Annotated in this window: 23 protein-coding genes; 6 read left to right on the plus strand and 17 right to left on the minus strand. The window is 75.1% G+C overall.

Features of this window, described 5'->3' with window-relative positions:
• Nucleotides 1-142: 142 nt before the first annotated feature.
• The 5 genes from PH191_RS28045 to PH191_RS28065 all read right to left on the minus strand — a co-directional run bounded on the left by PH191_RS28045 (nt 143) and on the right by PH191_RS28065 (nt 8999).
• Nucleotides 143-2626 (minus strand): winged helix-turn-helix domain-containing protein, encoded by a 2484-nt coding sequence (locus PH191_RS28045; protein ID WP_274197926.1) that lies wholly within the window; start codon nt 2624-2626, stop codon nt 143-145.
• A 48-nt stretch (nt 2627-2674) separates the two neighbouring features.
• The gene (locus tag PH191_RS28050) at nt 2675-2992 is read right to left on the minus strand and encodes an SHOCT domain-containing protein (protein WP_274197927.1); all 318 of its coding nucleotides are present in this window, start codon (nt 2990-2992) and stop codon (nt 2675-2677) included.
• 34 nt (nt 2993-3026) lie between these two features.
• A complete protein-coding gene (locus PH191_RS28055) occupies nt 3027-3467 on the minus strand; it encodes a DUF6325 family protein (protein ID WP_274197928.1) in 441 nt (146 codons plus the stop codon).
• Between the two features lie 78 nt (nt 3468-3545).
• Entirely contained in the window at nt 3546-6212 is a 2667-nt protein-coding gene (locus PH191_RS28060) for a helix-turn-helix transcriptional regulator (protein WP_274197929.1), read from the minus strand.
• Between the two features lie 138 nt (nt 6213-6350).
• A complete protein-coding gene (locus PH191_RS28065) occupies nt 6351-8999 on the minus strand; it encodes a helix-turn-helix transcriptional regulator (RefSeq protein ID WP_274197930.1) in 2649 nt (882 codons plus the stop codon).
• Nucleotides 9000-9264: 265 nt separating this feature from the next.
• Between PH191_RS28065 and PH191_RS28070 the strand changes: the two genes are divergently transcribed.
• Together PH191_RS28070 and PH191_RS28075 are read left to right on the plus strand one after the other, a co-directional pair.
• Nucleotides 9265-9936, plus strand: coding sequence for a GAP family protein (locus PH191_RS28070; RefSeq protein ID WP_274197931.1), 672 nt, complete (start codon nt 9265-9267; stop codon nt 9934-9936).
• 30 nt (nt 9937-9966) lie between these two features.
• On the plus strand, nt 9967-10653 hold the full coding sequence (locus tag PH191_RS28075) for a potassium channel family protein (RefSeq protein ID WP_274197932.1): 687 nt from the start codon (nt 9967-9969) through the stop codon (nt 10651-10653).
• 6 nt (nt 10654-10659) lie between these two features.
• Here PH191_RS28075 and PH191_RS28080 read toward each other — a convergent pair whose 3' ends face one another.
• The 3 genes from PH191_RS28080 to PH191_RS28090 all read right to left on the minus strand — a co-directional run bounded on the left by PH191_RS28080 (nt 10660) and on the right by PH191_RS28090 (nt 11546).
• Complete coding sequence (locus tag PH191_RS28080) at nt 10660-10866, minus strand: hypothetical protein (protein ID WP_274197933.1); 207 nt, start codon at nt 10864-10866, stop codon at nt 10660-10662.
• Between the two features lies 1 nt (nt 10867).
• A complete protein-coding gene (locus tag PH191_RS28085) occupies nt 10868-11158 on the minus strand; it encodes a lipopolysaccharide assembly protein LapA domain-containing protein (RefSeq protein WP_274197934.1) in 291 nt (96 codons plus the stop codon).
• Between the two features lie 112 nt (nt 11159-11270).
• A complete protein-coding gene (locus PH191_RS28090) occupies nt 11271-11546 on the minus strand; it encodes a hypothetical protein (RefSeq protein ID WP_274197935.1) in 276 nt (91 codons plus the stop codon).
• 144 nt (nt 11547-11690) lie between these two features.
• Here PH191_RS28090 and PH191_RS28095 point away from each other — a divergent pair, with 144 nt between their 5' ends.
• Complete coding sequence (locus PH191_RS28095; RefSeq protein WP_274197936.1) at nt 11691-11930, plus strand: hypothetical protein; 240 nt, start codon at nt 11691-11693, stop codon at nt 11928-11930.
• Between the two features lie 52 nt (nt 11931-11982).
• Entirely contained in the window at nt 11983-17697 is a 5715-nt protein-coding gene (locus tag PH191_RS28100) for an ATP-binding protein (protein WP_274197937.1), read from the plus strand.
• Nucleotides 17698-17838: 141 nt separating this feature from the next.
• Here PH191_RS28100 and PH191_RS28105 read toward each other — a convergent pair whose 3' ends face one another.
• Nucleotides 17839-18093: a hypothetical protein gene (locus PH191_RS28105; RefSeq protein ID WP_274197938.1), complete on the minus strand. Its 255-nt coding sequence runs from the start codon at nt 18091-18093 to the stop codon at nt 17839-17841.
• A gap of 203 nt (nt 18094-18296) precedes the next feature.
• Here PH191_RS28105 and PH191_RS28110 point away from each other — a divergent pair, with 203 nt between their 5' ends.
• On the plus strand, nt 18297-19163 hold the full coding sequence (locus tag PH191_RS28110) for an enoyl-CoA hydratase-related protein (protein WP_274197939.1): 867 nt from the start codon (nt 18297-18299) through the stop codon (nt 19161-19163).
• A 13-nt stretch (nt 19164-19176) separates the two neighbouring features.
• On the opposite strand, the gene PH191_RS28115 is transcribed toward PH191_RS28110, so the two are convergent.
• The 7 genes from PH191_RS28115 to PH191_RS28145 all read right to left on the minus strand — a co-directional run bounded on the left by PH191_RS28115 (nt 19177) and on the right by PH191_RS28145 (nt 24738).
• On the minus strand, nt 19177-19848 hold the full coding sequence (locus tag PH191_RS28115; RefSeq protein WP_274197940.1) for a winged helix-turn-helix transcriptional regulator: 672 nt from the start codon (nt 19846-19848) through the stop codon (nt 19177-19179).
• A gap of 292 nt (nt 19849-20140) precedes the next feature.
• Nucleotides 20141-20542: a VOC family protein gene (locus PH191_RS28120; protein WP_274197941.1), complete on the minus strand. Its 402-nt coding sequence runs from the start codon at nt 20540-20542 to the stop codon at nt 20141-20143.
• A gap of 93 nt (nt 20543-20635) precedes the next feature.
• Complete coding sequence (locus PH191_RS28125; protein ID WP_274197942.1) at nt 20636-21448, minus strand: enoyl-CoA hydratase; 813 nt, start codon at nt 21446-21448, stop codon at nt 20636-20638.
• 92 nt (nt 21449-21540) lie between these two features.
• Complete coding sequence (locus PH191_RS28130) at nt 21541-22275, minus strand: DUF4383 domain-containing protein (protein ID WP_274197943.1); 735 nt, start codon at nt 22273-22275, stop codon at nt 21541-21543.
• The gene (locus PH191_RS28135) at nt 22272-22565 is read right to left on the minus strand and encodes a hypothetical protein (RefSeq protein WP_274197944.1); all 294 of its coding nucleotides are present in this window, start codon (nt 22563-22565) and stop codon (nt 22272-22274) included. Before PH191_RS28135 ends, PH191_RS28130 begins: the two co-directional genes overlap by 4 nt.
• 111 nt (nt 22566-22676) lie before the next feature.
• Nucleotides 22677-23426 (minus strand): histidine phosphatase family protein, encoded by a 750-nt coding sequence (locus tag PH191_RS28140; RefSeq protein ID WP_274197945.1) that lies wholly within the window; start codon nt 23424-23426, stop codon nt 22677-22679.
• Nucleotides 23427-23445: 19 nt separating this feature from the next.
• Nucleotides 23446-24738 carry an alpha-hydroxy-acid oxidizing protein gene (locus PH191_RS28145; RefSeq protein WP_274197946.1) on the minus strand — a complete coding sequence of 431 codons (1293 nt, stop codon included), beginning with the start codon at nt 24736-24738 and terminating at the stop codon, nt 23446-23448.
• Between the two features lie 93 nt (nt 24739-24831).
• Here PH191_RS28145 and PH191_RS28150 point away from each other — a divergent pair, with 93 nt between their 5' ends.
• Nucleotides 24832-25293 (plus strand): nuclear transport factor 2 family protein, encoded by a 462-nt coding sequence (locus tag PH191_RS28150; RefSeq protein ID WP_274197947.1) that lies wholly within the window; start codon nt 24832-24834, stop codon nt 25291-25293.
• 58 nt (nt 25294-25351) lie between these two features.
• On the opposite strand, the gene PH191_RS28155 is transcribed toward PH191_RS28150, so the two are convergent.
• Nucleotides 25352-26020: an alpha/beta hydrolase family protein gene (locus PH191_RS28155; protein WP_274197948.1), complete on the minus strand. Its 669-nt coding sequence runs from the start codon at nt 26018-26020 to the stop codon at nt 25352-25354.
• Nucleotides 26021-26022: the final 2 nt, after the last annotated feature.

Raw genomic sequence — 26022 nt, forward strand, 5'->3', positions numbered from 1 at the left:
CTCGGCAATCGCCTCGTGGGCATCCTGCACGGCTGCCTCAAGACCCGAACCCCCTACGACGAAACCACCGCCTGGGCCCACCGGCACGCCGCCGCCGCTTGACCCCCCAGCCCATGGGATGTCTGAGCGGGACCGCACGCGGTCAGAGGAGGCCCCGGGCCTGGGCCGTCTGCACCGCCGACCGCCGGCTCTGCACCCCGAGCTTGGTGTAGATCGTCTGCACGTGGGTCTTGACGGTGCTGCGGGACACGCTCAGCGCCGCCGCGATGTCGTCCGACGACATCAGGGACGGGAGGAGCTCGAGCACGGCGAGCTCACGGTCGGTCAGGCGCGCGTTCGCGAGGGGTTCGCCGGCAGTGCGGTGGGCGGCGCGGACACGCGCGGCGAAGGGCTCGTCCCCCTCCTGGTGCTCCGCCAGCAGCGCCCCCACCTCCTCGCCCGCCTGGACGAAGGGCCGGAGCAGGTCGAGTGGTCCCGCGGTGGCCAGCGCGGTCCGGAGGCAGCGGCGGGCGGCGGCGACGTCCGCCGCCCGGGCGTCGACCGTCGCCTGCACCAGCTGCGCCTCGACGACGACGTGGGGCAGGAGCGGCACCTGGGTGCCCGCCACGATCCCGGCGACACGGGCCGAGGCCGCGCCGGTGCGGTCACGGTCGAGCTCGGTCCAGGCGGCGAGGAGGGCGACCTCGGCCGACGTGTCGTCCCGCGCGGCGAGACCGCTCGCCCCGTCCAGGGTGCCCGCCGGGTGCCCGAGGCGCAGGGCCGCCCGGTGCTCGAGCAGGGCGGCGAGCGCCTCCAGGCGCGCCGGGAGCGGGTGTCCGGCGAGCTCGGTGCGCGCACGCCGGATCTCCGCCAGCCCGTCCGCGGGCTCGCCCGCGTCCGCCCGCGCCGCCCCGCCCAGCACCCGCAGGGCGAACCGCAGCGTCGGCGGCACGGTCTCGTCCGGGCGGCTCAGCGCGGCCTCCGTCGCCGACCGGGCGGTCTCCGGATCGGCCTGCTGGAGCGCGGCGTAGGCGTGCAGGACGTGGGCGAGGGTCACCCACGCCGACGGTTCCCACGGTGGCCGGGGAGCCGGCGCCACGGCGTCCTCCCCCAGCGCCTCGCCGCTGTGCGTCCGCGCCGCGACGTGGTCGCCCTGCACCGCGGCGACGTAGGCGAGCAGCGTCCGGCACTGCACGGCCGCGAAGTCGAAGCCGTGGCGGTCGGCGATCGCCCGTGCCTCCTCCAGCACGTCGCGGGCGCCGTCGAGATCGTCCGTCAGGAGGTCGCCGAGCCCCCGGCCGAGCGCGTCCAGCACGGCGAGGACCGGGGCGTCGGGGGAGCCCGCCGTGAGCACGTCCGCGACGGCCGCACCCAGCGCCCGGAGGTCCTCGGCGTCGAGGACGAGGGCGGCGCCCAGGGCGGTGGCCGCGCTCGTCGGCGTGCCCCCCGGCGGGCCGTCGCCCGGCGTCGACGCCAGGGCCCGGCGCAGCGGGGGGTGGTTCCCGGTCAGGGCGAGGCGCAGCGCGAAGCGGTCCAGCAGCTCGGCGAGCAGGGCGGGGTCGCTCCCGCGGCCGGCGTGCCCCAGGGCGGCGACGGGGACGTCCCGGCCGGCCCACCACCGCGCGGCGCGGCCGTGCAGCTCCGCGGCCAGGACGGGTCGGCGGCGGTGGAGCTCGGCGTCCAGGTAGGTCCGGAGCAGCTCCAGGATGCGGTGCTCGTGCTGGTCCCCGGCGAGCTCCTCCACGAGCGACGTCTCGCGCTCGAGCCGCTCGAGGACCTCGACCGCGTCCTCGCGACCCGTGAGCTCCACGGCCAGCGCCCCGGGCAGCGGGTCGGTGATGCTCGCGACGGTGAGGAACTCGCGGGTGGGCGCCGGGAGGGTGTCGAGCACCTCGCCCACCAGGTAGTCGGCGACCGAGCGGTCGTCGCCCGAGAACGCCGCCAGGAAGGCCTCCGGCGACTCGGCGTTCCGCATCGCCTGCACCGCGAGCCGGAGGCCGGCGGCCCACCCGCCCGTCCGCCTCTGCAGGCGCCGGGTCTCGTCGGCGGACAGGGTCAGGCCGGCGCGCTCGGTGAGGACGGCGGTCTCGGCGGGCGAGAAGGCGAGGCGATCCGCCCGCAGGTCCCACAGCCGGCCCTCGAGCCGCAGGCGCGGGAGCGACAGCGGAGGGTCGAATCGGCTCGACAGCAGGAGCCGCAGACCTCGGGGCCGGTACAGGACGAGCGACCGCAGCTCGCCCATCGCCGCCGCGTCACCGACCTCGTGGACGTCGTCGAGGACGAGGGTGATCGGCGGATCCGGGACGTCGAGCGCAGCGCAGAACCGGGCGAGGAAGTCCCGGTCGTCCGCTCCCCGCGGCGGAGCGAGCTCGCGCACCTCGGCGCCGGCCCCCGCGTCCCGGACCAGCGCCGCCAGGATCGCCGACCAGAGCAGGTGGGCATCGTCGTGACGGTCCAGCGACACCCAGGCGGTCGGGGCGTGGCCGGCGGCCCACCCGGCGAGCGCGAGGGTCTTCCCGTATCCGGCGGGCGCGCTCACGAGCCCGACGCCCGGCGCCCCCGCTGCGTCGAAGCCCGCGAAGAGCTCCGGGCGCGCCACGACGTCGGGGGGTACGCCCGGCACGGTCGTCTTGCCCCGAGGGATCACGCCGCCCGCTCCCCTCGTCCGCCTGGGACGAGGCTAGAGGGCGGGCGGTCACCCGCCCAGGATGCGGCGCTTCTGGGTCTCGAACTCCGCCTCGCTGAGCACACCCTGGGCCTTGAGGTCGCCGAGGTCCTTGAGCTGCGCGAGCACCTGGTCGTAGCCGCCACCGGCCGGCGGCGGGGCCTGCGGCGGCTGCTGGTACTCCTGCGGGGCGTACTGCTGCTGGTACTCCTGCGGGGGGTACTGCTGCTGCGGGTAGTCCTGCGCCGCCCACCGACCCGCCTGGCGTCGCGAGACGCGGTTGGAGACGGCGGTCGCGGTGCCCGCGACCATCGCGGTGCGGGCGAGGCCGCGGAGAAGACCGGGCATGGTGAGGGTCCTTTCGCTGGTGGGGTGGTGGCGGTCAGGCGACGTACTCGGTCGCGTCCAGGGCACCGACGAGCGCGTCGACCGTGATGCGACCACCCGCGACGACCTCGGCCCCGCTGCGGCGCAGGGCACCGACCAGCGGTGCGGCCCACGAGTTCTCGTAGACCACGAGGACGGCGACCCGCCCGTCCGCGAGGACCTGGCCGGCCTCGTCGATGTCGTCCTGGTCGACCAGCCCCGACCACGCGCCCTCGAACACCGTGAGGTCGAGGCCCTCCTCCGCGTCGATCTCGGCGATCGTCAGGGTGCTGACGACGCCGCCGGTCTTGCGGACGAAGACGAGGTCGAGGATGCGGATGATCCCGCGGTCGACCAGGTCGACCAGCAGCGGCAGGCTCTCGCCGGTCAGCCGGTCGCCGTCGAACTCCATCACCAGGAAGTCGATCGGGCCCATCTCGCTGGGTTCGTCGGTCATCGTGGTCCTCCCGGAGGCCGTGGGGCCCGCTGTGTGCGTGGTACCGGGAACGATCCACGGGATGCGTGCCGCGCAGCATCACCCGGACCGGAGGAGGTCGGTCCGGCCCGGACCCTCGATCTCGGAGAGCAGGCCGGCGTCGTAGGCCGCGACGACGGCGGCGCGCCGGTCGTTCACCCCGAGCTTGCTGTAGATCGCCCCGACCTGGGTCTTGATCGTGTTCGGTGAGACGCGCAGGTCCTCGGCGATCTCGGTGGTGGTCGACAACGAGGGCAGCAGCCGCAGGATCGTCCACTCCCGGTCGCTGAGGGTGGACGCGCCGGCCGACCGGCCCCGCACACCGGCGGCCAGCGCCCTGCGGGCGAACCCGTCGGCGGCGCCGAAGCTCCCGACCTGGTGCGCCAGGAGCCCCCGCACCGTCCCGGAGGCGTGCGTGAACGGGCGCACCAGCTCGAGCGGAGCGGCACGGTCGAGGGCGTCGATCAGGAGGCGACGGGCGCGGGCACGGTCCTGCGCCAGCTCCGCCTCACCGGCGGCGAGGAGCAGCGCCTCGACGGCCGCCTCGGGGAGCAGGGTCGGCACGGCACCGTCGAGCACCGGACGGAGCCCACGATCCGAGGACACGGTTCCCCGTTCCGCGACGACCTCGCGGGCGGCCATGAGGGCCACCTCGCCGGTGGGGCCGAGGCGCGCGGCGAGCCAACGCCGCACGGCCCGGGCGTGCGCGGGGCGCTCCAGCACGACCGCGGTCTCGTGCTCGAGGATCGCCGCCATGGCGGCCTGCGGGTCCGCCAGCTCCCGGTCCGCGAACGCCGTACGCGCCCCCTGCATCTCCTCGAGGCCGAGGGCGAACCGTCCCTCGTCCACGTCGGCGGCGCCGTGGACGACGTGCATGAGCAGCGTCTCGGCCGGGTGCAGGCCGTCGCCGGCCCGGGCGAGGAGATCGGCCGCGTGGTGGCGGGCCTCGTCCGGCCGTCCGCGCAGGAGCGAGCCGTAGGCCAGCGAGGACAGGGCGGAGACCGACCAGACCGAGCCGTCCCGTCCGCACGGGTCGCTCGCCGCGAGGGCGGCGGTGGTCGCCGGCGTCGCCGCGATCGCCCTCCTGCCGTGCCGGACCATCCCGGACGCGTCGCCGTCCAGGACGGCCGCTGTCGCGAGCAGAGCGGCGCACTGCTGGGCGAGACGGTGGTGCCCGAGCTCGGCGGCCCGCGCCGACGCCGCCACCAGCGTGGCGACCGCCCCGCGGTCGTCCCGGAGGACGAAGAGCCGGGTCGCGCCGTCGAGCGCCTCGGCCAGCGCCCCCTGCGCGGCGGCACGGGCGCGTCGTGCCCGCTCGTCGCCGGGTGTCCGCGCTCCCGACGGGTCCGCGGGCTCGGAGGTGGCCGCCGCGAGGTCGGCGACGGCGCGGAGCGCACGGAGCTCGGCCGCGTCCTCCGTCGGGGAGCCGCGCAGTGCCACCGCGGTCGCCTCCCCCACGCCGCCGTCCAGGGCCGGCAGCACGAGGCGCAGCCCCGGGTCGGCGTCCACGGCGGCAGGCGTCAGCGCCGCGCAGGCACGGCGCAGCGGCTCGCGGTCGCCGGTGAGGACGAGCGGGACGGCCCAGCCGCGGACCAGCCGGGCCAGGAGCGCATCGTCGCCGGCCGCCCGGGCGTGCTCGAGGGCCTCCACGGGGAGATCGTTCGCCGCGGACCACTCGGCCGCCCGGACATGGAGCCGGGCCCGGTGGGCCGGCCGCCGGTCGAGCTCGCCGTGGAGCCACGCACGCAGCAGCGTCGGCATCGCGTGGTGGCCGTCCCGGGGGTCGACGGTGACGAGCGAGGTCTCGCGCTCGAGCCGCTCGAGGGTCGGGAGGGCGTCGTCGCGGCCGCTGAGCTCGGCGGCGAGCGACGGCGCGACGCCCGTCGCCACGCTGAGGTCCTCGAGGAACGTCCGGTCGTCGTCGGGGAGCCCGGCCAGGACCTCGTCACGCAGGTAGGCCGCGGTGGCGCGCTCGCCCCGCGGGAACGCGGCGAGGAGGCCGGTCACCTCGACGGACCGTCGGGCGGCGGCCGCGACGAGGCCGAGCCCGGCGGCCCACCCGCCGGTCAGGACGTGCGCCCTCTCCACCTGGCTCGACGACATCCGCGCCCCGCCCCGCGACAGGAGCGACGCCGCCTCCGGGACGGAGAGGTGCAACCGCTCGCCGGGCAGGTCGACGACGCCGCCCACCAGCCGCAGGCGGGCCAGGGAGACCGGCGGCGGAGTCCGCCCGGACAGGACCAGGCGGAGGTGGGCCGGCCGGTAGCGGATCATCGTCTCGAGCTCGTCGAGCACCGCCGGGTCGGTGAGCACCTGGACGTCGTCGAGGACGAGCCGGACCTCGACCGGGAGCGTGTCGAGCACGCCGAGCAGATGCCCGGTGGTCAGCGGGTCGACGGGGCCGTCCGGTGAGGGATCGACCAGGGCGCCGGCGAGAGCGGGCACGCAGGCGGCGACGGCGTGGGCCACCGCGGCGGGGAGGCGCCCCGGCCGGTCGTCGGTCGGGTCGAGGGACACCCACGCCGTCGCGACGGGGGACGTCCGGGCCCAGTCGGCGAGGAGCAGCGTCTTGCCGGCGCCGGCGTGGGCGCGCAGCGTGGTCACCGGCGCCGCCGCGGCCGCCGCCTCCACCAGGGCGCTCAGGTGGTCCCGGGGGACGAACCCGGTCGGCAGCGCCGGTGGACCGACCTTCGCCGCGGGGACGCCCCGACCGGCGTCGGAGACCATGCCGACCTCCACACCCGTTCCGCGAGCTCTCTCCCGGGGGTGGAAGAGACGTCTGTCAGAGTCCGGTGCGCAGGGTGAGACGGGCTCATTCTCGGAGCATGAAATGAGATCGGGAATGACCGGTCGATCAGGGGTGGATCAGAGGAGCCGGAGCTCCCTCGCGCGGCGTACGGCCTCGCGCCGGCCGCCGACACCGAGCTTTCGGTAGACCGTCTGCTGGTGCGTCTTCACCGTATTGATGGAGACACTCAATTCCGCCGCGATTTCCGAGTTGCCGAGCGTGCTCGAGAGGTAACGCAGGATGACGGTTTCCCGCGGGGTGAGCGCGGCAGGGGGCGGGGCTGCGGGCTCCCGCCCCGGGTCGAGCTGATGGCTCAGGCGTGTCATCAGTTCGACGGCGAAGGCGGCGGCGCCCGTGCCGCGCTCGATCCGCCGGCTCAGCAGCCGGCGCAGACCGTCGGCGCGGAGCGTGAAGGGCCGGCGCAGGCGGTGGGGTGCGGCGGCGCGCAGCGCACGGTCGAGGGCACGCAGAGCCGGCTCGTCGTCGCCGCGGGCCACCGCCGTGAGGGCCCACAGCAGGTCGGTGGTGACCTGGATACGCACGCTCGACGGCTCGCCGTCGAGCGCCGCGAGGTGCTGCTCGGCGCCGTCGGGATCGCCCTCGAGCAGGAGGATGCCGACGGTGGCGGTGACGGCCTCCGGGGAGGTGGGCACGTGCAGTCCCGCCAGCGCGGCCCTCCCCCGCACCGGGTCGTGGAGCTGTTCCGCGAGCTCGGCCTGGGCGAGCAGGCTGCGGTCGCGGAGTCGCGCCGGCGCGACGGAGGCGGCGAGCGCCCGGGTCCGGGTCTGCAGCGCGAGCAGCGCGGCCTCCGGGTCGGCCTCGGCCCGCCGCCGCGCCCGCAGGACGGCCGCGGTGAGCTGCACGTGCGGCTCGGGCGCCGCGGCCTCGACCTCGTCGGCGCTCCGCAGCCACGGGTCCGCCTCCGGGAGCTCCCCGCTGTCGATGTGGGCCCACGCCAGGGCGAGGTAGGCCGACACCATCTGCGCGGTCGACGTCGAGCCGGTCGCGGTGGCGCGGGCCACGACCTCGCGGGCCTCGGTCCGTGCCGCCGTCAGGTGCCCGCGTTCGCACTCCAGCAGGGCCAGCTGGGCCTGGGCGTTCAGCCGAGGGAGCAGGACGCCCGCCGCGGGCTCCGCGTCCATCGCGGTCCGCAGGTGGACCTCGGCGGCGGCGAGCTCGCCCAGCCACAGCTCCGCCGTGCCCTGGTTGCTGAGGGTCAGGACGCGGACGAGGTCCCAGCCGGCCAGACCCAGCTCCGCGAGCTCGGCGGGGTCGAGGGGGATGCGCCGGCACGCCGCCGCGAGTCCGTCCAGGTCACCGCGCAGACGCGCATCGGCGAGGGCGATCAGGTCCAGCACCAGGCGGACCCGGCGCGCGCGGAGGGCCGGGAGCGCACCGAGCCGTGCCTCGCCCGCGGCGATCAGGTCCGCGAGCTCCTCGTCGTGTCCGTGCACCATCCGGGCGGCCGCCAGCCCCACGGCGAGCTCGGGGTGGGTGAGCAACCCGTCGCGGGGCACCGCGGAGAGCAGCGTGTCGAGCTCGCGCCCCCGGCCCCGCAGCACGAGCCCGATGACGTGGACGCCGACGAGCTCGGCGGCCAGCGGCAGCAGGCCACCGGCGAGTGCGAGCCGGATGGCCGCATCGGGCAGCGACCGGCGCCGGTACCACTCCGCGGCCCGTCGGTGCAGGTCACGACGCGCTCGCGGCTCGACCATCCGGCTGCGCAGGACGTCGGACACGAACCCCGGGAGGCGGAACCACCGTCCGCCCTCCCCCACGGACTGCAGGAACAGGTTCGACGACGACAGCTCGGCCAGCATCGCGGCGCCGTCCTGGTCGCCGGTCACCGCGTCGGCCAGCTCGGCGCAGACCAGGTCGAGGACGCAGATCTTCTCGAGGAACCGCAGCACGCGCTCCGGCTGCGGTGCGAGGACCTCGCTCTGCAGGTAGGCCGTCACCGTGCGGTCGTCACCGGAGAAGGACGCGAGGAAGCCCGCGACGTCCGCGCCGGGGGCCCGGAGCGGCAACGCGGCCAGCCGCAGACCGGCCGCCCAGCCGTCGGTCCGGGCCACCAGGAGGTCGAGCTGGTCGGGCGTGAGCTCCACGCCGACGAGGGCGAACAGCTCCCGGGCCTCGGGCGGCACGAACGCGAGGTCGGCGGCGCGCACCTCGGCGAGCAGTCCGGCGAGCCGCAGCCGGTGCAGCGGCCAGGGCGGGTCGCGGCGGGTGAGCACCACCAGGCGCAGCCCCCCGGGCGGTGCCGTGACCAGTCGTTGCAGCCCGGCCCACACCCGGGGCGAGGTGACCCGGTGGACGTCGTCGAGCACGAGGACGGCCGGCCCGACGACGTGGCGCACGGCGTCGGCCACACGGTCGGCCGGGTCCGGGCCCGACCCCCGGTCGTCGGCGACGCGGCGCAGGAGGGCGTCCGCCGGCGCGCCCACGACCGCCGCCAGGGACGTCGCGACGGCCCGCCAGAACGTGTCGGGGGTGTCGTCCCCGGGGCCGACCGTCAGCCAGGCGGGACGCTCCACCGCCCGCGCGGTGAGCCAGGAGCCGACGAGCACCGTCTTGCCCCACCCCGCGGAGGCGGACAGGAGCGTGACGGGTGATTCCCCGGCGATGTCGAGGAGGTCGTACAGACGAGGGCGGTCGACGACGTGCAACGCGACGGGAACGGCGTACTTCACGTCGTCGTGGGCGTCACCATGGTCCGCGGCGGGCATTGCCACCCCCGGCCTCGGAACGCCTCTCATCCTCGGGGCGAGAGTATCATTCTCCCGGGGTGAGCCGGGAAAACCGGAATGTCGTACATCATTGAACAGGTTTTCCCGGATCCTCGGGTGCCACGGTTCGGCGCAGAAATGCGCGCGGGACACCGCGACGATTCCGGAGGGTGCCCGGACGATTCCTGTCGGTGGCCCGGGCGGGTCGGCGCGCCACCCTCCCGGGGTGATGCCGTGGGGCGCGGGTGGTGCGAGGGTCCGCCCCGTGAGCGCCGACGTCCTCGTCCTGGGCCTCGCGAGCGTGGTCCGCCCGACGTCCGTGGCCGCGGTGTACGCGTTCCTCGCGGCCCGGTCCCCGACGCCCCTGCTGCTGGCCTACATCCTCGCGGGCCTCGCGCTGAGCCTGACGGTCGGCGTCGCCGCGGTGACGATCGTCCACGTCAGCCCCCCGCCGCCGTCGGTGACCAGCACGGGCCGCGCCCTCGCCTACCTCGTGCTCGGGGCGGCGTCGGTGGGGATGGCGCTGTACTACGCGTTCCGGGATCCGCCCGACCGCCCGGCGGCGCAGCGGCCGGCCCGCCCGCCGGGCGCGTTGCGGAGACGCCTCGCCCAGCCGACCGTCACGAACGCCGCGGTGGCCGGGGTGGCCACCCACCTGCCGGGCGTGTTCTACCTCGGGGCGCTCGCCGCGATCGTGGCCGACCGGCCCGGCCTCGTCAGCGGCCTGCTCCAGGTCGGTGTCTACAACCTGCTCTGGTACGCGGTGCCGCTGGCCGCCCTGGCGTCCTGGACCTGGCACCCGGAGACCACCCGCGACAGCGCGGCGCGCCTCACCGCCTGGGTCCAGACCCACAAGAAGCACCTGATCGTCACGGTGTTCGTCCTCGTCGGGGTGTACCTCGTGGTCGTCGGCGTCGTCGACCTGGCCACCGGGTGAGAGGGTGCCCCTCGTGCGTGGGGGGATCGGGTGACCGGGGACGTCCAGGAGCCGGCTGCGGCCGGCGGGGGCCACTACGGGCTCGTCCTCGCCCTGCTCGTGGCCGGGTACCTGGTGGGCGCGCTGGCGACCGACACCTGGGTGAGCCTCCTGACGGTGCTGCTCTACCTCGGCGCCCTGGTCCTGGCCATCCGGGCGGCGCGGCTGGGCCGGCCCCTGGTGTGGGGGCTGCGGGTCGGGGCGACGCTCGGCTCGGTAGGGGCGCTGGCCGTGCTGCTCTCGAACCCCGGGGACGGGTTCCGCGGGGCGGCCGCGCTGTGGCTCGCCCTGATCCTCGGCGCCACCGTGGTGCTCGTCGTCCGGCACATCCTGCGGCACCGCGTCGTGACGCTCCAGACGATCGCGGGGGCGCTGAGCGCCTACCTGCTCATCGGGCTGATGTTCGCCGAGATCTACACGGGGATGTCGCGGCTCGGGGCGGCGCCGTTCTTCGCGAACGGCCAGGCCCCCGACACCGCCACGGTGCAGTACTTCAGCTTCACGACCCTCACCACGCTCGGGTACGGCGACTTCACCGCCGCCCGCGACGCCGGACGGGCCGTCGCCGTGCTCGAGGCCCTGCTCGGCCAGGTCTTCCTGGTCACCCTCGTCGCCCGTCTCGTGTCCAACTTCGGCAACGCGACGGCCCGCGCGAGCCGGACGCCCGAGGACGACTGAGGGGTCCTACGGCACCACGCGGTGGAACGACGTCACCTCGAGCCCGAGGGAGCGGCACAGCGCGAGGAGCCCGTGCAGCCCGGACTCGTCGACCTCGTCGGTGGAGATGACGGTCTCGGCGGGCACGACGTCGATGGTCGTGTCGGGGAACGCGTCACGCGCCCGCTCCGAGAGTCGTCCCGCGACCCTCAGCTCGTACCGGTGCCCGCTCACCTCAGTCCCGCCGCTCGGCCCGGCGGTCGGTGCGGCGCCGGTGACGGCGCATCACACCGAGCCCGAACCAGATCAGCGCCCCGACGAGCGCCGTCACCACCGTGAACAGCCACAGCGGCCAGGTGAAGCTCCAGAACAGGAACGTCAGCGTGATGCGGTCGGTGTTCTGGATCATGAAGATGGCGAGCAGGACCACCCCGACGAGCGAGGCGATCGCGCCGGCGCCGAGCCGGACTCCCCCTCCCCCGGCTCCCGCGGAACCGCCCGCGGCTCCGGAACGCTGCTGGACCATGGGACGTCCTCCGGGCCGGCCGTGACGATGGGGTCCCCCGGAGCGTGGCGCGGTCACCGGGGCCCTGGCATCACCCCACCGGGATGACGTCGGCGCATTCCCGCCCACGCCCTCACGCCATGGCCCGGCGTCGCCGGTAGGCGCCGCCGCCGGCGTAGCTCGAGAGGTCGACGGCCAGCGCCAGCGCCAGGAACAGGAAGTCGAGGCCGACGACACCGCCGGAGGCCACGAGGAAGTAGGTCAGCGTCGTCCAGGGCAGGAAGAGGAAGCCGAGGACCGGCACCAGGAAGGAGCCGAAGACGGCACTCCACTGCAGCGGCGAGACCAATGCCCACACGAGGATGACCGCTCGCGGCCCGATGAGCAGCAGGATGATGAACAGGCACATGCCGTCTTCGTAGACAGTCGCGCCGCGTGCGTCCCCACCCCCCGGGGATGAGATGTGCAGGACGACTCCCCCGGGTGAACGCACCCGCCCGATCGTGGGCGAGCCGGGACCGCTCGACCCGGTGCGCCACTAGCGTCGCCCGCGATGGACACCCCGATCTTCGCCGAGGTCGCCCGCCGCGGGACGGACACCGGGCCGGGCGCCGCGACGGGCGCCGTCACGAGAGCTCGGGGCGCGCACGAGGCGGGCCGTGACGGAGGTACCTCGGTGACCGATCTCCTGCGCCGCCAGGCCGACAACGCCCGGACGGACGCAGGGCGGTCGGCCGTCGCGGTGTACGTCGGCCACGTCCCGGGCCTGATGAGTTTCCGCCTGCCGGCCTAGAGGCCGTCGCGAGGGCCGCACAGCACCCCCGGTCGCGGTTAGGGTCCGGACCGTGAGCGCGCCACCTCGTCCGTTCCAACGCCTCGCGATCGTCAATCGTGGCGAGCCCGCGATGCGATTGATCAACGCGGTCCGGGAGTGGAACGCCGAGCACGACGGCGACCTGCCCCCGATCCGGACGATCGCCGTCCACACGGCCGTGGATCGCCACGCGATGGCGGTGCGCGAGGCCGACGAGGCCGTGCTCATCGGCCCCGACGACCCCGACGACATGGGCCCCGTGCCCTACCTCGACCTCGCCGAGCTCGAGCGCGTGCTGGTCGCCCGCCGGGCCGACGCCGTGTGGCCCGGCTGGGGCTTCGTCTCGGAGCGCGCCGAGTTCGCCGCCCTCTGCGAGCGCCTCGGGATCACGTTCGTGGGCCCGGGCTCCGAGACGATGCAGCGGCTCGGGGACAAGATCGAGTCCAAGCGGATCGCCGAGAGCGTGGGCGTCCCGATGGCGCCCTGGAGCGGCGGGCCCGTCCCCGACGCCGAGGCCGCGAAGGAGGCCGCCGAGAAGATCGGCTTCCCGCTCATGGTCAAGGCCACCGCCGGCGGCGGGGGCCGCGGCATCCGGTACGTGGCCCGCGCCGAGGACCTCGAGGACTCCTTCGCGCGCGCCTCCGCCGAGGGCGAGCGCACCGCCGGGGACGGCACCGTCTTCCTCGAGGGCGCGGTGAGCGGCGGGCGCCACGTCGAGGTGCAGGTCGTCGCCGACGCGCACGGCGGCGTCGTCACGCTCGGGGTCCGCGACTGCAGCGTGCAGCGGCGCAACCAGAAGGTCCTCGAGGAGTCCTCCTCCACCGCGCTCGACGCCGAGCAGGACCGGCTGCTGCGCCGCAGCGCCGCCGACCTCGCGCGCGCCGCGGGCTACGTCAACGCGGGCACCGTGGAGTTCCTCTACGACCCCGCGCAGGACGTCCTGTCGTTCATGGAGGTCAACACCCGGCTCCAGGTCGAGCACCCCGTCACCGAGGCCGTCACCGGCGTCGACGTCGTCAAGCTCCAGCTGCACGTGGCCATGGGCGGGGCGCTCGGCGACGTGCTCGGCGACGAGGTCATGGCGGACCCGATCAACCCGCCCGCCTCGGGCCACGCCATCGAGGCCCGCCTCACCGCCGAGGACCCCGAGCACGGCTTCGCCCCGGCGCCCGGCGCCATCCGCCACCTCGTGCTGCCTGCGGGGCCCGGCATCCGCGTCGACACGGGCGTGGCCACCGGCGACGTCATCCCGCCGCAGTACGACTCCATGATCGCGAAGGTCATCTCGTGGGGACGCACCCGCGACGAGGCCCGGGCCCGGCTGGCGCGCGCGATCCGCCAGACCGCCGTGGTCGTCGAGGGCGGCACCACCAACAAGGCGTTCCTGCTCGACCTGCTCTCGCGCCCGGAGGTCACGCAGGGCACCGCGGACACCACGTGGCTCGACAGGATGATGGCCGAGGGCTACACGCCGCCGCGCCGCGTCGACATCGCGCTGTTGGCCGCCGCGGTCGAGGCGCACGGCGCCCACGAGTTCCGCCAGCAGGGCCGGCTGTTCCTCTCCGCCGAGCGCGGGCGCCCCGAGGTCGGCCACGAGGTGTGGCACCAGGTCGACGTGCGCGTCGTCGGTGAGTCCTACCGGCTGCGAGTGGCCCGCACACGCCCGTCGCACTACCGCGTGGTGCTCGACGGCGACGGCCCCGAGGGGGTCGACGTGGTCGTCGAGCGCTCCGGGCGCTTCGAGCGCCGCCTCACCGTCGGCGGCCGGACCTTCGGCGTCCTCTCGGTCACCCAGGGCTCGGACTACCTCGTCGAGGTCGACGGCGCCGTCCACCGCATCGCCGGCGGCGAGGCCGGGCTCGTGCGCGCGCCCGCCCCGGCCATGGTGGTGTCGATCCCCGTCTCCCCCGGCGACACGGTCGCCGAGGGCGACACCGTCGCCGTCGTCGAGAGCATGAAGCTCGAGACCGCGCTGCGGGCGCCGGTCTCCGGCCGGGTCGCCGAGGTCATCGTCGACGCCAACACCCAGGTCGAGGGCGGCACCCGGCTCGTCCGGCTCGAGCCCGACGCCGACGACACCGGCGGCGGCTCCGGCGCGGACCGCGTGAGCCTCGCCGCGCTCGCCCCGCCCGTCGCCGACGCCGACCGGGCCGACGCCCGCACGCGGGCCCACGACGCGCTGGACGCCCTCCACGCCCTCGTCCTCGGGTACGACGTCGACGAGCGCGAGGCCCGCCCGCTGCTCGCCGCCCTCGACCGCGCCCGCGACGAGCTCCCCGCGGACGACCCCGACGTGCTGCACGACGAGATCGACATCCTGCGCACCGTCGCCGACCTCTCGGCCCTCTCGCGCAACCGTCGCCTCGAGGGCGGCGGCGAGGTCGACGACACCGCCGTCGACGAGGAGTCCACCCGCAACCCGCAGGAGTACCTGTACGCCTACCTGCGCTCCCGCGACCCGGACGCCGAGGTGCTGCCCGAGTCGTTCCGCCTCAAGCTGCGGCGCGCCCTCGCGCACTACGGCGTCACCGACCTCGACAGCGCCCCGGAGCTGCTCGGCCCGGCGCTGTACCGCATGTTCCTGGCGCACCGCCGCGCCGGCGCCCTCCAGCCGGTGGTCGCGGCGCTGCTCGGGGCCCGGCTGCGGCACCCCGAGTCGGCGGCCCGCGAGGGCGAGGCCTACCGCACGGTGCTCGACCACCTGGTGGCCGCCACCCAGGTGCGGCACCCGCAGATCGGCGACCTCGCCCGCCAGGTGCGGTTCCGCTGCTTCGACGCCCCGCTGATCGAGTCCGAGCGTGCCCGCGTCCAGGCCCGGGTGCGCAGCGAGCTCGACGCGCTGTCCGACGACCCCGACGAGCGCGCCACCCAGATCGACGACATCGTCGCCTCCGGGGAGCCGATCCTCGGGGTGTTCGCCGAGCGCCACCACGCCGTGATGCTCGAGGTGATGACCCGGCGGTACTACGGGCTGATCCGCGACGTCGGCGACGTCCGCGTCGTCGAGCACGGCGGCCGCCCGGTGCTGACGGCCCGCTACACCCACGAGGGGCACTCCTACGTCGTCGTCGCCACCGTCGCGACCGTCGACGAGCCCGAGGGCGCCACCGCCCCGGCGACGGTGTCGACCGACCTGCACCAGCTCGTCGAGGCCCTGCCGGCCGGCGACCGGGTGCTCATCGACCTCTACGTCGCCTCCCCGCGGGGGCCGGAGGCCAGCGACGGTCCCGACGACCGCGCCGCCCGGATCCAGGACAAGATCGCGACGGTTCCCGCGTCGGTCGCCCGGGTGACGGTCGGGGTCCGGGGCACCGACGGCCAGGGCGACGGCGCGACGAGCTGGTTCACGTTCCGCCCCGACACCGCCGAGGGCGCCGGTCCCGGCAGCCAGCTCACGCCCGTCGAGGACCGGACCCTGCGCGGCCTGCACCCCATGGTCGCCGAGCGGCTCGGGCTGTGGCGGCTGCGCGACTTCACGCTCACGCGCCTGCCGTCGGCCACCGACGTCCACCTGTTCCACGCGCAGGGCCGCAACGTGCCCGAGGACCGGCGGCTGATCGTCACCGGCGACGTCCGCGACCTGACGGTGCTGCGCGACGACGACGGGAACGTGCGGGCGCTGCCGCAGGTGGAGGCCGTGCTCGACGCGGCGCTCGACAGCCTGCGCTCGGTCCGCGCCGCCGACTCCGACCTCGCCGGCCTGCGCTGGAACCGCGTCCTGCTCTACGTCTGGCCCGTCGTCGAGGTGCCCCTCACCGAGCTCGACGGCATCGTGCGCACGCTCGCCCCGCGCACCGACGCGCTCGGGATCGAGCAGGTCATGGTGCGGTTCCGGTCCCGCGACGGCGCCCCGGAGGACCCGTCGGCGCCGACGCACGACTACGTGCTGCGGATGACCCGCCCGCCGGGCGCCGGCCTGACGCTGCGGGTGACCGAGCCGCCGTCGCACCCGATGGGCGAGCTCGACGCCTACACGCAGAAGGTGATCAAGGCCGAGCGGCGCGGCGCGCTCTACCCCTACGAGCTCGTCCCGCTGGTCACGCGCAACCCCGACCTCGACGGACCGCCCGGCACGTTCACCGAGTACGACATCGATCCCGAGACCCTGCGCCCGGTGCCGGTCGACCGTCCCTACGGGGCGAACACCGCCAACATCGTGCTCGGCATGGTCACCACACCGACGCGGCGCCAGCCCGAGGGCCTGACCCGCGTGCTGCTGCTCGGCGACCCGACACGCGCGCTCGGGGCCATCGCCGAGCCGGAGTGCCGGCGCGTCCTCGCCGCGATCGACCTCGCCCGCGAGCACGGCGTGCCCGTCGAGTGGTACGCCGTCTCGGCCGGCGCCAAGATCGCGATGGACTCCGGCACCGAGAACATGGACTGGATCTCCCGGGTGCTCCGGGCGATCATCACGTTCACCCAGGACGGCGGCGAGATCAACGTCGTCGTCACGGGCATCAACGTCGGCGCCCAGCCGTACTGGAACGCCGAGGCGACGATGCTCATGCACACCCGCGGCATCCTGGTCATGACGCCGGACTCCGCGATGGTGCTCACCGGCAAGCAGTCGCTGGACTACTCCGGCGGCGTCTCGGCCGAGGACAACTACGGCATCGGCGGCTACGACCGCATCATGGGGCCGAACGGGCAGGCCCAGTACTGGGCGCCGGACCTCTCCGGCGCGGTGGAGGTGCTGCTGCGGCACTACGCGCACACCTACGTCGTGCCCGGCGAGCGCTTCCCGCGCACGGCGCCGAGCCGGGACCCGGTCGACCGCGACGTCCGCAGCGCGTCCCACCACGGCGACGGGTTCGCGACGCTCGGCGAGATCTTCGACCCCGCGAGCAACGCCGAGCGCAAGAAGCCGTTCGACATCCGCTCGCTGATGAAGGGCGTCGCGGACACCGACCACGCCACGCTCGAGCGCTGGGCCGACATGCACGCCGCGGAGTCCGTCGTCGTGCTCGACGCCCACCTCGGCGGCAACCCGGTGGAGCTCATCGGCATCGAGTCCAAGCCGCTCCCCCGCCGGGGTCCGCCGCCGGTCGACGGGCCGGGCCAGTGGACGGCGGGCACGCTGTTCCCCCGCTCGTCGAAGAAGACGGCGCGGGCGATCAACGCCGCCAGCGGCAACCGTCCGGTGGTCGTGCTGGCCAACCTCTCGGGCTTCGACGGCTCGCCGGAGTCACTGCGCGGCCTGCAGCTGGAGTACGGCGCGGAGATCGGCCGGGCGGTGGTCAACTTCGACGGCCCGATCGTGTTCTGCGTGGTCTCGCGCTACCACGGCGGCGCCTTCGTCGTGTTCTCCGGGACGCTCAACGACCAGATGGAGATCGCCGCGGTCGAGGGCTCGTACGCCTCGGTGATCGGCGGTGCCCCGGCGGCCGCGGTGGTCTTCGCGGGCGACGTGGCCAAGCGCGTCGCCGCCGACCCGCGCGTCGCCGAGCTCGAGGCCCGGATCAGCGAGCGGCTGGAGCGCGGCGAGGACGTCGCCGAGCTGCGCACGGAGCTGAACGCGATCCGCCCGGTCGTGCGCTCGGAGAAGCTCGGCGAGGTGGCCGACGAGTTCGACACCAAGCACTCGGTGGCCCGCGCCCAGGAGATGGGCTCGGTGCACCGGATCGTCGAGCCCGAGCGCCTGCGCCCCTACCTCGTCGACGCGGTGCGGCGCGGGATGGCGCGCACGCTGGAGTCCGGGTCGTCGTCGGGGTCCGGGTCGGAGGACTCGGTGGTCTCACAGACCTGAGCCTCGGCGGGCTCCCGCTGCCCGGGCAGCGGGAGCTGGTCGTCCCCGGCGCGCTGGGGCCGTCGGTAGTGGCTGACCACCCACCCCGACTCCCGCGCGTGACCCCGGACGAACGCCATGCGTCCAGGAAAGCACGTGTGGCTACCGCACGACGAGGACGAGGCCCTTGCTCTCGGCGCTCTCGCGGGCGCAGGTGAGCACGCGGGCGACGTCCGGGTCGGCGGCCCGGTCGCCCGCCTCGACCACGAGGGTCAGCGACGCCCCGGGGCCGGCGCCCGCGATGACGCCGTGGAGACGGCAGCTCAGGACCGCGGCGGCGCGGGGGCCGGCGGGTACGGCGAGCACGATCTCGCCGGTGTCGGGGGTCGTCGGGCGCTCGGGCATCACGGTCGTCACGGGTCCTCCTCGGGCGCCTGTGGCGCCGACGCGGGGATCGGGTGACCGCCACGCCGACCCGGCCTTCCCCGACTGTGGTACCCCGTCCGTGGCGCGTCCACGCTCTGCGACACGCGGGACCCGGTCGTCGCGTCGTGATCGCTCGTCCGGACCAGTACCGGTCATCGTTGACCGTTACCGCGACCTCCGAGAGGCTGCGGGGCGTGGAGTTCACCGAGATCGACTATTCGGTCGCCGCCGGGATCGCGACGATCGTGCTCGACCGCGAGGCGCGCATGAACGCGTTCACCGGCCGGATGTGCGACGAGCTGGTGGGTGCCTGCGACGCGATCGACGCCGACGACGCCGTGCGGGCGCTGGTGATCACCGGGCGGGGCCGCGCCTTCTGCGCGGGTGCCGATCTCGGCGGGGGCGGCAGCACGTTCGACGCCCGGGGCCGCGAGAAGGCCGAGCGCTACGGCGAGGTCGACGGCGTGGGCCGCGACCGCGGCGGCGTGGTGGCCCTGCGCTTCGCCGCCCTGACGGTGCCGGTGATCGCCGCGATCAACGGGCCCGCGGTCGGGGTCGGGGCGACGATGACGCTGCCCATGGACGTCCGCATCGCCGGGGCGTCGGCGCGCTTCGGGTTCGTCTTCGCGCGCCGGGGCATCGTGCCCGAGGCCGCGTCGAGCTGGTTCCTCCCGCGCGTCGTCGGCATCTCGCAGGCGATGGAGTGGGCGATGACGGGCCGGGTGTTCGGCGCCCGCGAGGCCCTCGAGGGCCGCCTCGTCTCGAAGGTCGTGCCCGACGAGGATCTCCTCGACACCGCCTACGCCCTGGCGCGCGAGGTCGCCGAGAACACCTCGGCGGTGTCGGTGGCGGTCACCCGGCAGATGATGTGGTCGATGCTCTCCGCGTCGTCGCCCTGGGAGGCGCACGCCCTGGACTCGCGGGCGATCGTCGAGCTCGGCCGCGACGGTGACGCCGCCGAGGGCGTCACGGCGTTCCTCGAGAAGCGGGCGCCGCAGTTCCCGCTGCGGCGCACGCGCGACCACACCGACCTCGTGCCGCGGTGGCCTCAGCGGCCCTGAACCGGGTCCTCGGTCAGGCGGGCTGGGACTCGGCGGGCAGGGGCTCGGGCATCCGGACGGCGCCGACGAGGCGCGCGATCACCGACGCGTCGCCGGTGTAGGACAGCGAGCCGTCGTCCTGCGCGTCCTGGAGCGGGCGGCCGCCGTAGACGATGCCGGCGAGCGTGATGGGCGCGCAGCGCACGGTGACGTCGGCGCCGGGCAGCTCGCCGCGCTCGATCTCGAGGGCGCCCCGGCCGAGGTGCACCCGGAACGGCTGCTCGTCGAGCACGAGCTGCATCGTCACCACGTCGTCCCCGGCCTGGTCGGGGGCGAACATGGTGCGCAGCGAGAGGATGAACGAGTCGACCTTGATGCTGTCGGACTCCGGGAGCGAGCGCGCGGCCCAGCGACCGAGCGACTGCAGCACCGGCTCGAGCTCCTGGCCCCACTCGGTGAGCTCGTAGACGGCGGACGCGGCGGGCGGGGGCAGGCGCCGCCTGCGGAGCACCCGGGCGTCCTCGAGCTCGCGCAGGCGCTGCGAGAGGACGTTGGGGCTGGCGTGCGGGAGGCCGACGCGCAGGTCGGTGAAACGCTTGGGCCCGAGCATCAGCTCGCGCACCACCAGCAACGCCCACCGCTCCCCCACCAGGTCGAGCGCGTGGGCGGCGCCGCAGCCGTCGAAGTAGTCCCGTCGTGCAGCCATACGGCCACCCTATCACCGGATACGTCTACCGACCTGCGCAGTTGCTTTGTAGGACCATCACGATCCGTGCTCGGCCGCCACCACTCCGTGCTCCCAGGCCCACGCGACGAGCCGCGGCGTCCGCTGATCGAGTGCCGCCTCGGCCCGCGTCCGCCGCGAGGAGCTCGCCGCCGCCTGGCCCTCGCCGCCCCTCGATGGAACGAACGCGCCGTTCGCTGCCTCTATCGCAGCGAACGTCCGGCTGAGCACGCCGATAGGGCGTTCGTGTCGTTCCGGGGTGCGCGAGCGCCGATCAGGTGCCGGGCGCGATGAAGAACTCGAGGGCGATGTTGTCGGGGTCGCGGAACGAGACGCCCGAGCCGTAGTGCGCCTTCTTGATCCCGCCGTGCTGGATCCCCAGCTCGTCGAGGCGGTCGCGCCACTTCTCGAGCTCGGAGGTGCCCGACAGGCCGAAGCTGATGTGGTCGAGGCCGGTGCGGCGCTCGTCGGCGCGGTCCTTGGCCTCCCGACCCATGTGCGTGTGCAGGCCGAAGAGCAGGCCGCCGTCGAGGGCGTAGACGACGTGGTGGAACTCGCCGCCCTCCTCGTCCTCGTCGAGCACCGGGTCCGCGCCGAAGAGCCGGGTGTACCACTGGGTGCTGGCGTCGAGGTCGGAGACGGTGATCGCGACGTGCTGCAGGCCGGGGAAGGCCATGGGATGAAGCTCCTTTGCTTCGCGGGTGTGGTGCCTCGCCGGAGTGGGACCGGCGGAGTGGGGCGGGCCGGGTGGACGGGCCGGGCGGAACGGTCAGTCGTGGTGCTGCCAGACCGGGTCCCGCTTCGCCAGGAAGGCGGACATGCCCTCCTGCGCGTCGCAGGTCATGGCGTTGGTCGCCATCGTCTCGCGCATCTGCTCGTAGGCGGCGTCCTCGGGCAGGTCGACCTGCCGGTAGAACGCCTCCTTCCCGATGCGCAGGGTGACCGCGCTGGCGTCGGCGACCTTCGCCGCCATCCGGGCGACCGCCCCGTCGAGTTCGTCGGGGGCGACGACCTGGTTCACCAGCCCCCACTCGGCGGCCGTGGCGGCGTCGATGACCTCGCCGGTGAGCAGCAGCTGCATCGCCCGCTTGCGTCCGATCGCGCGGGTGACCGCGACCATCGGCGTCGAGCAGAACAGCCCGATCTTGACCCCGGGGGTGCCGAAGACGGCGTTGTCGGCGGCGACGGCGAGGTCGCACGAGGCCACGAGCTGGCACCCGGCGGCCACCGCCACGCCCTGCACGGCGGCGATCACGGGCTGGGGCACGGCGTGCACCGCGCTCATGAGGTCGGTGCAGACGGAGAAGACCTCGCGCTCCTCCTCGAGCGTCCGGTCGATCATCTCGGAGAGGTCGTGACCGGCGGAGAACGCCGGTCCCTCGGCGCGCAGGACGATGACGCGCACACCGTCGCGACCGGAGACGTCGGTGATCGCGGCGAGCAGCTCGCGCATGGTCGCGACCGACAGGGCGTTGCGGCGACGCGGGTTGTCGAGCGTCAGCACGGCCGTCGGCCCGTCCACCTCGATCCGCACGGCGGAGTCGGCCGTCGTGGCCTCGGCCCGGGACGCAGTCACGCTCATGCGTCCACGTCTATCAGTCTCGCGGCCTGCGGACCAGGTCGGAGCAGGCCGATCGGCCCCCTCCGACAGGAGGGGCGACCTCAGGCCCGACCTCAGGCCATGGCGCGGCCGTGGGACGTCGTGTCCCCGCCGCCCGAGGAGTCGAAGCGCATCCAGATCGCGCGACGGTCCTCGTGGGAGCGGGCCTCGTCCAGCGCGGCGAGGCGCCGCCGCTGCTCGTCGTCGGCGGTGCCCTGCGCCAGGGCACGGGCGGCCTCGGCCATCGCGGCGTCCGCGTCGGCCTCGGCCGGTGACGACGGATAGGACTGCCGGTGGGCGTCCTCGGGCTCGTCGTCGTCCTCCCCGCGCTCCTGGCGGTACGGGTTGTCCGGCGGCAGCTTCGAGGAGATGCGCCCGTAGGAGCCCAGGAAGAGCAGCACGAGGCCCGCGCCGATCGAGAAGAAGACGTTGGGCAGCCGGAACGCCAGCAGGTTGTACGGGGTGCCCATGACCGCGAGGTTGCCGAACGCCGAGACGAGGAAGAGCGTGCCGATCACGATCATGACCGTCGACGCGAGCTTGCCGCCGCGGATGGCGGCGGCGAGCAGGATCGCCGCCGTGACCACCGAGATGGTGGACAGCGCCCCGTTGGTCGACAGCCCACCGAACGTCGTCGCGCCCTGGGTGTCGAAGAAGCCGAGCCCGCCGATGAAGCCGAGCACGCCGATCGTCGCGATCACGAGCGCGACGACGACCGCCGCGACGCGGTGGATCCAGAGGACGGTGTGGCGCGGGCGTACGGCGTTGCCGACCCGTGAGCGGCCCCCGTCGCTCTCCCGGGCGGTCATCGTCGGCCCTTCTCGGCCTCGTGGCGGGCCTCGGCACCGGTCTCGCCGGCGTAGCCGAGGTCGCGGCCCGCGGCGCGCCCGACGAACTCGTCGGTCTCGCCGGTGCCCGTGACCGCGCCCTGGTCGCCCTCGTTCTCGGGATGCTCGCCCCCGGTCACACGGGAGGCGGCCGTGCGCGGGTCGTGACCGGCGTCGGACTCCGAGGGGTCGGACACCGGGGACGGCCCGACGGGACCGTGCTCCCCGGTCAGGCGCGCACGCCAGCGGGCGAGGGTGTCGGCGACGGACATGACGGTTGCTCCCGGGGCCGGGCGGTACGGACCCTGAGGCATAGGCACCGCGCGGGGGGCCGAAACGTCACGCTCCGGTCGCGGGCCGCACCCCGGGCACCGACCCGACGATCACCAGCGGTGCGCGGCGCGCTCCCCCCGGTCGAGATACGCCGGGTCCAGCCACGGCGGCACCTCGGCCGGGACGTCGACCTCGGCCTGCTCGTCGCGATAGGTGACGGTCGCGCGGTCCCCGTGGATCTCGACGTCGACGTGCTCGAGGTTGGCCGGCTCGCCGACGTCGTGGCCCAGGGCCGCGCTGGCGAAGGCCCGCAGGAGCGCCGAGTGCGAGCTGGCCAGCGCCACGGTGCCCGGTTCCTGCGCCCGGATCCCCGCCCAGGCGCGGTAGGCGATCACCTGGGGTGGCTCGAAGTGCAGGTCGGTCGACACCATCCAGCGGTCGATCGGCCCGCCGAGCTTGGAGCCCGCGCCGAAGTCGGTGTCGAAGCGGTCGAAGGCGCGCGCCCAGTCGGGGAGCTCGCCCTCGAGCCCGAGCCGGTGCTTCGCGACCCCGGACGACTCCCGCGCCTCGCCCCCGTAGAGGAACTGGAGGCTGTCGAAGCGCGCGTCGGGCGCCAGCTCGCCGACGGAGACGTCGGAGTCCGGGCCGAGCTCGGCGAGCAGCACCTCGCGCAGCGTCACCGCCGTCGCCGTGCCGCGTGCGGTCGGCGCGTGCGGCATCGTCACCCGCGCCCCGGCGGGCAGGACGGCGGCGAGCTCCTTGCCCTTGGCCCGCGCCTGCGCCTCGCCGTGGTCGGTGAGCCCGACGTCGTCGAAGTAGCCGTGGGTCTCGCCGTGGCGGATCAGCAGCACCCGACTCATGGGCTCCACCCTGTCGCGATCACCTCGACGTCGGCACCCCGGGTTCCGTGGTGGCGAACGGGGCGAGCTCGAGATCGGCCGGGGTCCGCGCGCCGGCGAGCGCGAGCGTGAGGTCGAGCTCGGCGAGCACGTCGCGGGTCACCTGCGCGACCCCGGCGGCCCCGGCCACCGCGAGGCCGTAGGCGAACGGGCGCCCGAGGCACGCCGCCGTCGCGCCGAGGGCGAGCGCGCGGGCGACGTCGGACCCGCTGCGCACCCCCGAGTCGAGCAGCACCGGCGCACGCCCGTCGACGGCCTCGACGACGCCGGGCAGGGCGTCGAGGCTGGCCACCGACCCGTCGACCTGGCGCCCGCCGTGATTGCTCACGAGCACCCCGTCGACGCCGGCGTCGAGCGCGCGCCGGGCGTCGTCGGGGTGCAGGACGCCCTTGAGCACGATCGGCAGCCGCGTGCGGGAGCGCAGCGTCGCGATGTCGTCCCAGCTCAGCGTCGGTCGCGAGTAGACCCGCAGGAACGTCTCCACCGCGGCGCGCGGCAGGGGCGAGCGCAGGTTGTCGGCGAAGCGCCCGGGATGGTTGCGGCTGATCTCCACCAGCGTGCGCACCGCGGCCGGGGTGGGGGGCGGGGTCGGGCGGCGCGGACCCGCGGCGGTCTCGCGGGTGAGGCTCGCGAACACCGGGTCCGACGTGTACTGCGCGATGCCCAGGCCGCGGGCGAACGGCAGGTGACCGAGGTCGAGGTCGCGGGGGCGCCAGCCGAGCACCGTCGTGTCGAGGGTGACGACGACCGCGCCCGCCCCGGCGGCCTCGGCGCGGGCGAGGAAGCTGTCGACGAGGTCGTCGGACGTCGACCAGTAGAGCTGGAACCACCAGCCCGCCCCGGCCCGGGCGCGCGGCCCGATCTCCTCCATCGGGAAGCCCGCCTGGTTCGAGACGATCATCGGGACGCCCGCGTTCGCGGCCCCCTCGGCGACGGCGAGGTCGGCCCGGCGGTGCACGAGGTCGAGCGCCCCGATCGGCGCGAGCAGCAGCGGGTGCGCGAGGCGCTGCCCGAACAGCTCCACGGAGGTGTCGCGCTCCCCCACCCCGCGCAGCATCCGCGGCACGACGCGCAGGCGCTCGAACGCGGCGCGGTTGGCGCGGACCGTCTCCTCGCTGCCGGCCCCGCCCGCGACGTAGGCGTACGCGCGGCGCGACATCGACCACCGCGCCCGCCGCTCCAGCGCCGGGAACGCGGTCGGCACCGCAGGCCGCCGCCCCGCGATCCCGCCCCGGTAGACCTCGTCCTGCCGCACCCGCCCGCTCGCCGCCACGCGGGCATCCTGGTGCAAGCCCTGCGTCCACGCTTGCACTCAACGACAGGAAATCCGCATCCTCGCCCCACACGGGTCCACGGAAGGAGCGCGGTGAGCGCAGCAGCAGGTTCGGTCGGCGACACCACGGCGGCAGCGCTGGAGGCGACGGTGCGGGGCTACATGGACGCCTGCACGGCCGGCGACGCCGACGGGATCGCCGGCTTCCTCTCGGGCAACGCGCGCCACTACTTCCCGCCGGACATGTACGACGGGCCGTGGAAGGGCGCCCGCGTGATCGCGCAGCGCTGGGCCACCGCGGTGCGGGAGCGGGGGTCGTCGTGGACCGTCGACGCGATCGTCGTCGACGAGCCCCGCCGTCAGGCGGTCTGCGAGTGGACCCACCACAAGGGCTCGCTCGGCGTGATCCTGCGCGGTGCCGAGTGGTACGAGTTCGACGACGACGGCCTCATCACCGAGATCCGCGCCTACTACGCCTCGCCCCAGGCGCCCGACCACACCCGCCTCGAGCTCGGCGGCTTCGACTACGCGGGCCGGGGCTATCCCCACGCGTAGTTCATGATCGACGCGGATTTCCTGGTGTTGAGTGCCAGCGAGGACGCAGGGCTTGCACTCAGCCCAGGAGATCGGTGATCTGCCCGAGCACGACGGGCCAGGTCGGGTGGGTCGGGTCGACGACGGTGAAGTGGTCGCCCGGCACCTCCACGAACACCGCGTCGTCGCCGGCCGCGCGGGCGGCGGCGACGTAGCGGCGGCTGACGGCGATCGGCACGCGGTCGTCGTCGGGGGCGTGCACGGCGCGCACGGGCACACCGAGCGGCAGGTGCGCGACGGGGTCGGCCTCGGCGTAGCGCTCGGGCACCGCGTCGGGCATCCCGCCCACGAGGTCGGGCACGGCCGTGCCGCCGACGCCGTCGCGCGCGGCGTCGGCCAGCGTCAGCACCCCCGCCAGCGACACCACGCCCGCCACCGGCACCCGGGACGCCACCCACGTCGCCAGGTGCCCGCCCGCGGAGTGGCCGACCACCACGTACGGCGCCTCGACCAGGCCCACCGCCGCCGCGACGTCGTCCAGCGTGGCGGGCCACCCGGCCTGCCCGACGCGCCGGTACTCGACGTTCCACACCGTGTGCCCGCGGGCGTGCAGGTCCGCCGCGACCGGCGCGATGTGGTCGAGCCCGACCCGGGCGCGCCAGAACCCGCCGTGCAGCAGCACCACGGTCCCGGCACCCGAGCCCCGGCTGACCTCCACGAACTGCGACGGGTCGTCCCCGTACGTCACGC

The sequence above is a fragment of the Actinomycetospora callitridis genome, from assembly GCF_028737265.1.
Classification (GTDB): Bacteria; Actinomycetota; Actinomycetes; order Mycobacteriales; family Pseudonocardiaceae; genus Actinomycetospora; species Actinomycetospora callitridis.

What these genes read in the sequence shown, in the direction of transcription:
- PH191_RS28120 (WP_274197941.1), bottom strand. Translation starts at nt 20,542, where the DNA reads ATGGCCTTCCCCGGCCTGCAGCACGTCGCGATCACCGTCTCCGACCTC.
- PH191_RS28125 (WP_274197942.1), bottom strand. Translation starts at nt 21,448, where the DNA reads ATGAGCGTGACTGCGTCCCGGGCCGAGGCCACGACGGCCGACTCCGCC.
- PH191_RS28095 (WP_274197936.1), top strand. Translation starts at nt 11,691, where the DNA reads ATGGACACCCCGATCTTCGCCGAGGTCGCCCGCCGCGGGACGGACACC.
- PH191_RS28050 (WP_274197927.1), bottom strand. Translation starts at nt 2,992, where the DNA reads ATGCCCGGTCTTCTCCGCGGCCTCGCCCGCACCGCGATGGTCGCGGGC.
- PH191_RS28115 (WP_274197940.1), bottom strand. Translation starts at nt 19,848, where the DNA reads ATGGCTGCACGACGGGACTACTTCGACGGCTGCGGCGCCGCCCACGCG.
- PH191_RS28055 (WP_274197928.1), bottom strand. Translation starts at nt 3,467, where the DNA reads ATGACCGACGAACCCAGCGAGATGGGCCCGATCGACTTCCTGGTGATG.
- PH191_RS28140 (WP_274197945.1), bottom strand. Translation starts at nt 23,426, where the DNA reads ATGAGTCGGGTGCTGCTGATCCGCCACGGCGAGACCCACGGCTACTTC.
- PH191_RS28135 (WP_274197944.1), bottom strand. Translation starts at nt 22,565, where the DNA reads ATGTCCGTCGCCGACACCCTCGCCCGCTGGCGTGCGCGCCTGACCGGG.
- PH191_RS28090 (WP_274197935.1), bottom strand. Translation starts at nt 11,546, where the DNA reads ATGTGCCTGTTCATCATCCTGCTGCTCATCGGGCCGCGAGCGGTCATC.
- PH191_RS28130 (WP_274197943.1), bottom strand. Translation starts at nt 22,275, where the DNA reads ATGACCGCCCGGGAGAGCGACGGGGGCCGCTCACGGGTCGGCAACGCC.
- PH191_RS28060 (WP_274197929.1), bottom strand. Translation starts at nt 6,212, where the DNA reads ATGGTCTCCGACGCCGGTCGGGGCGTCCCCGCGGCGAAGGTCGGTCCA.
- PH191_RS28065 (WP_274197930.1), bottom strand. Translation starts at nt 8,999, where the DNA reads ATGCCCGCCGCGGACCATGGTGACGCCCACGACGACGTGAAGTACGCC.
- PH191_RS28085 (WP_274197934.1), bottom strand. Translation starts at nt 11,158, where the DNA reads ATGGTCCAGCAGCGTTCCGGAGCCGCGGGCGGTTCCGCGGGAGCCGGG.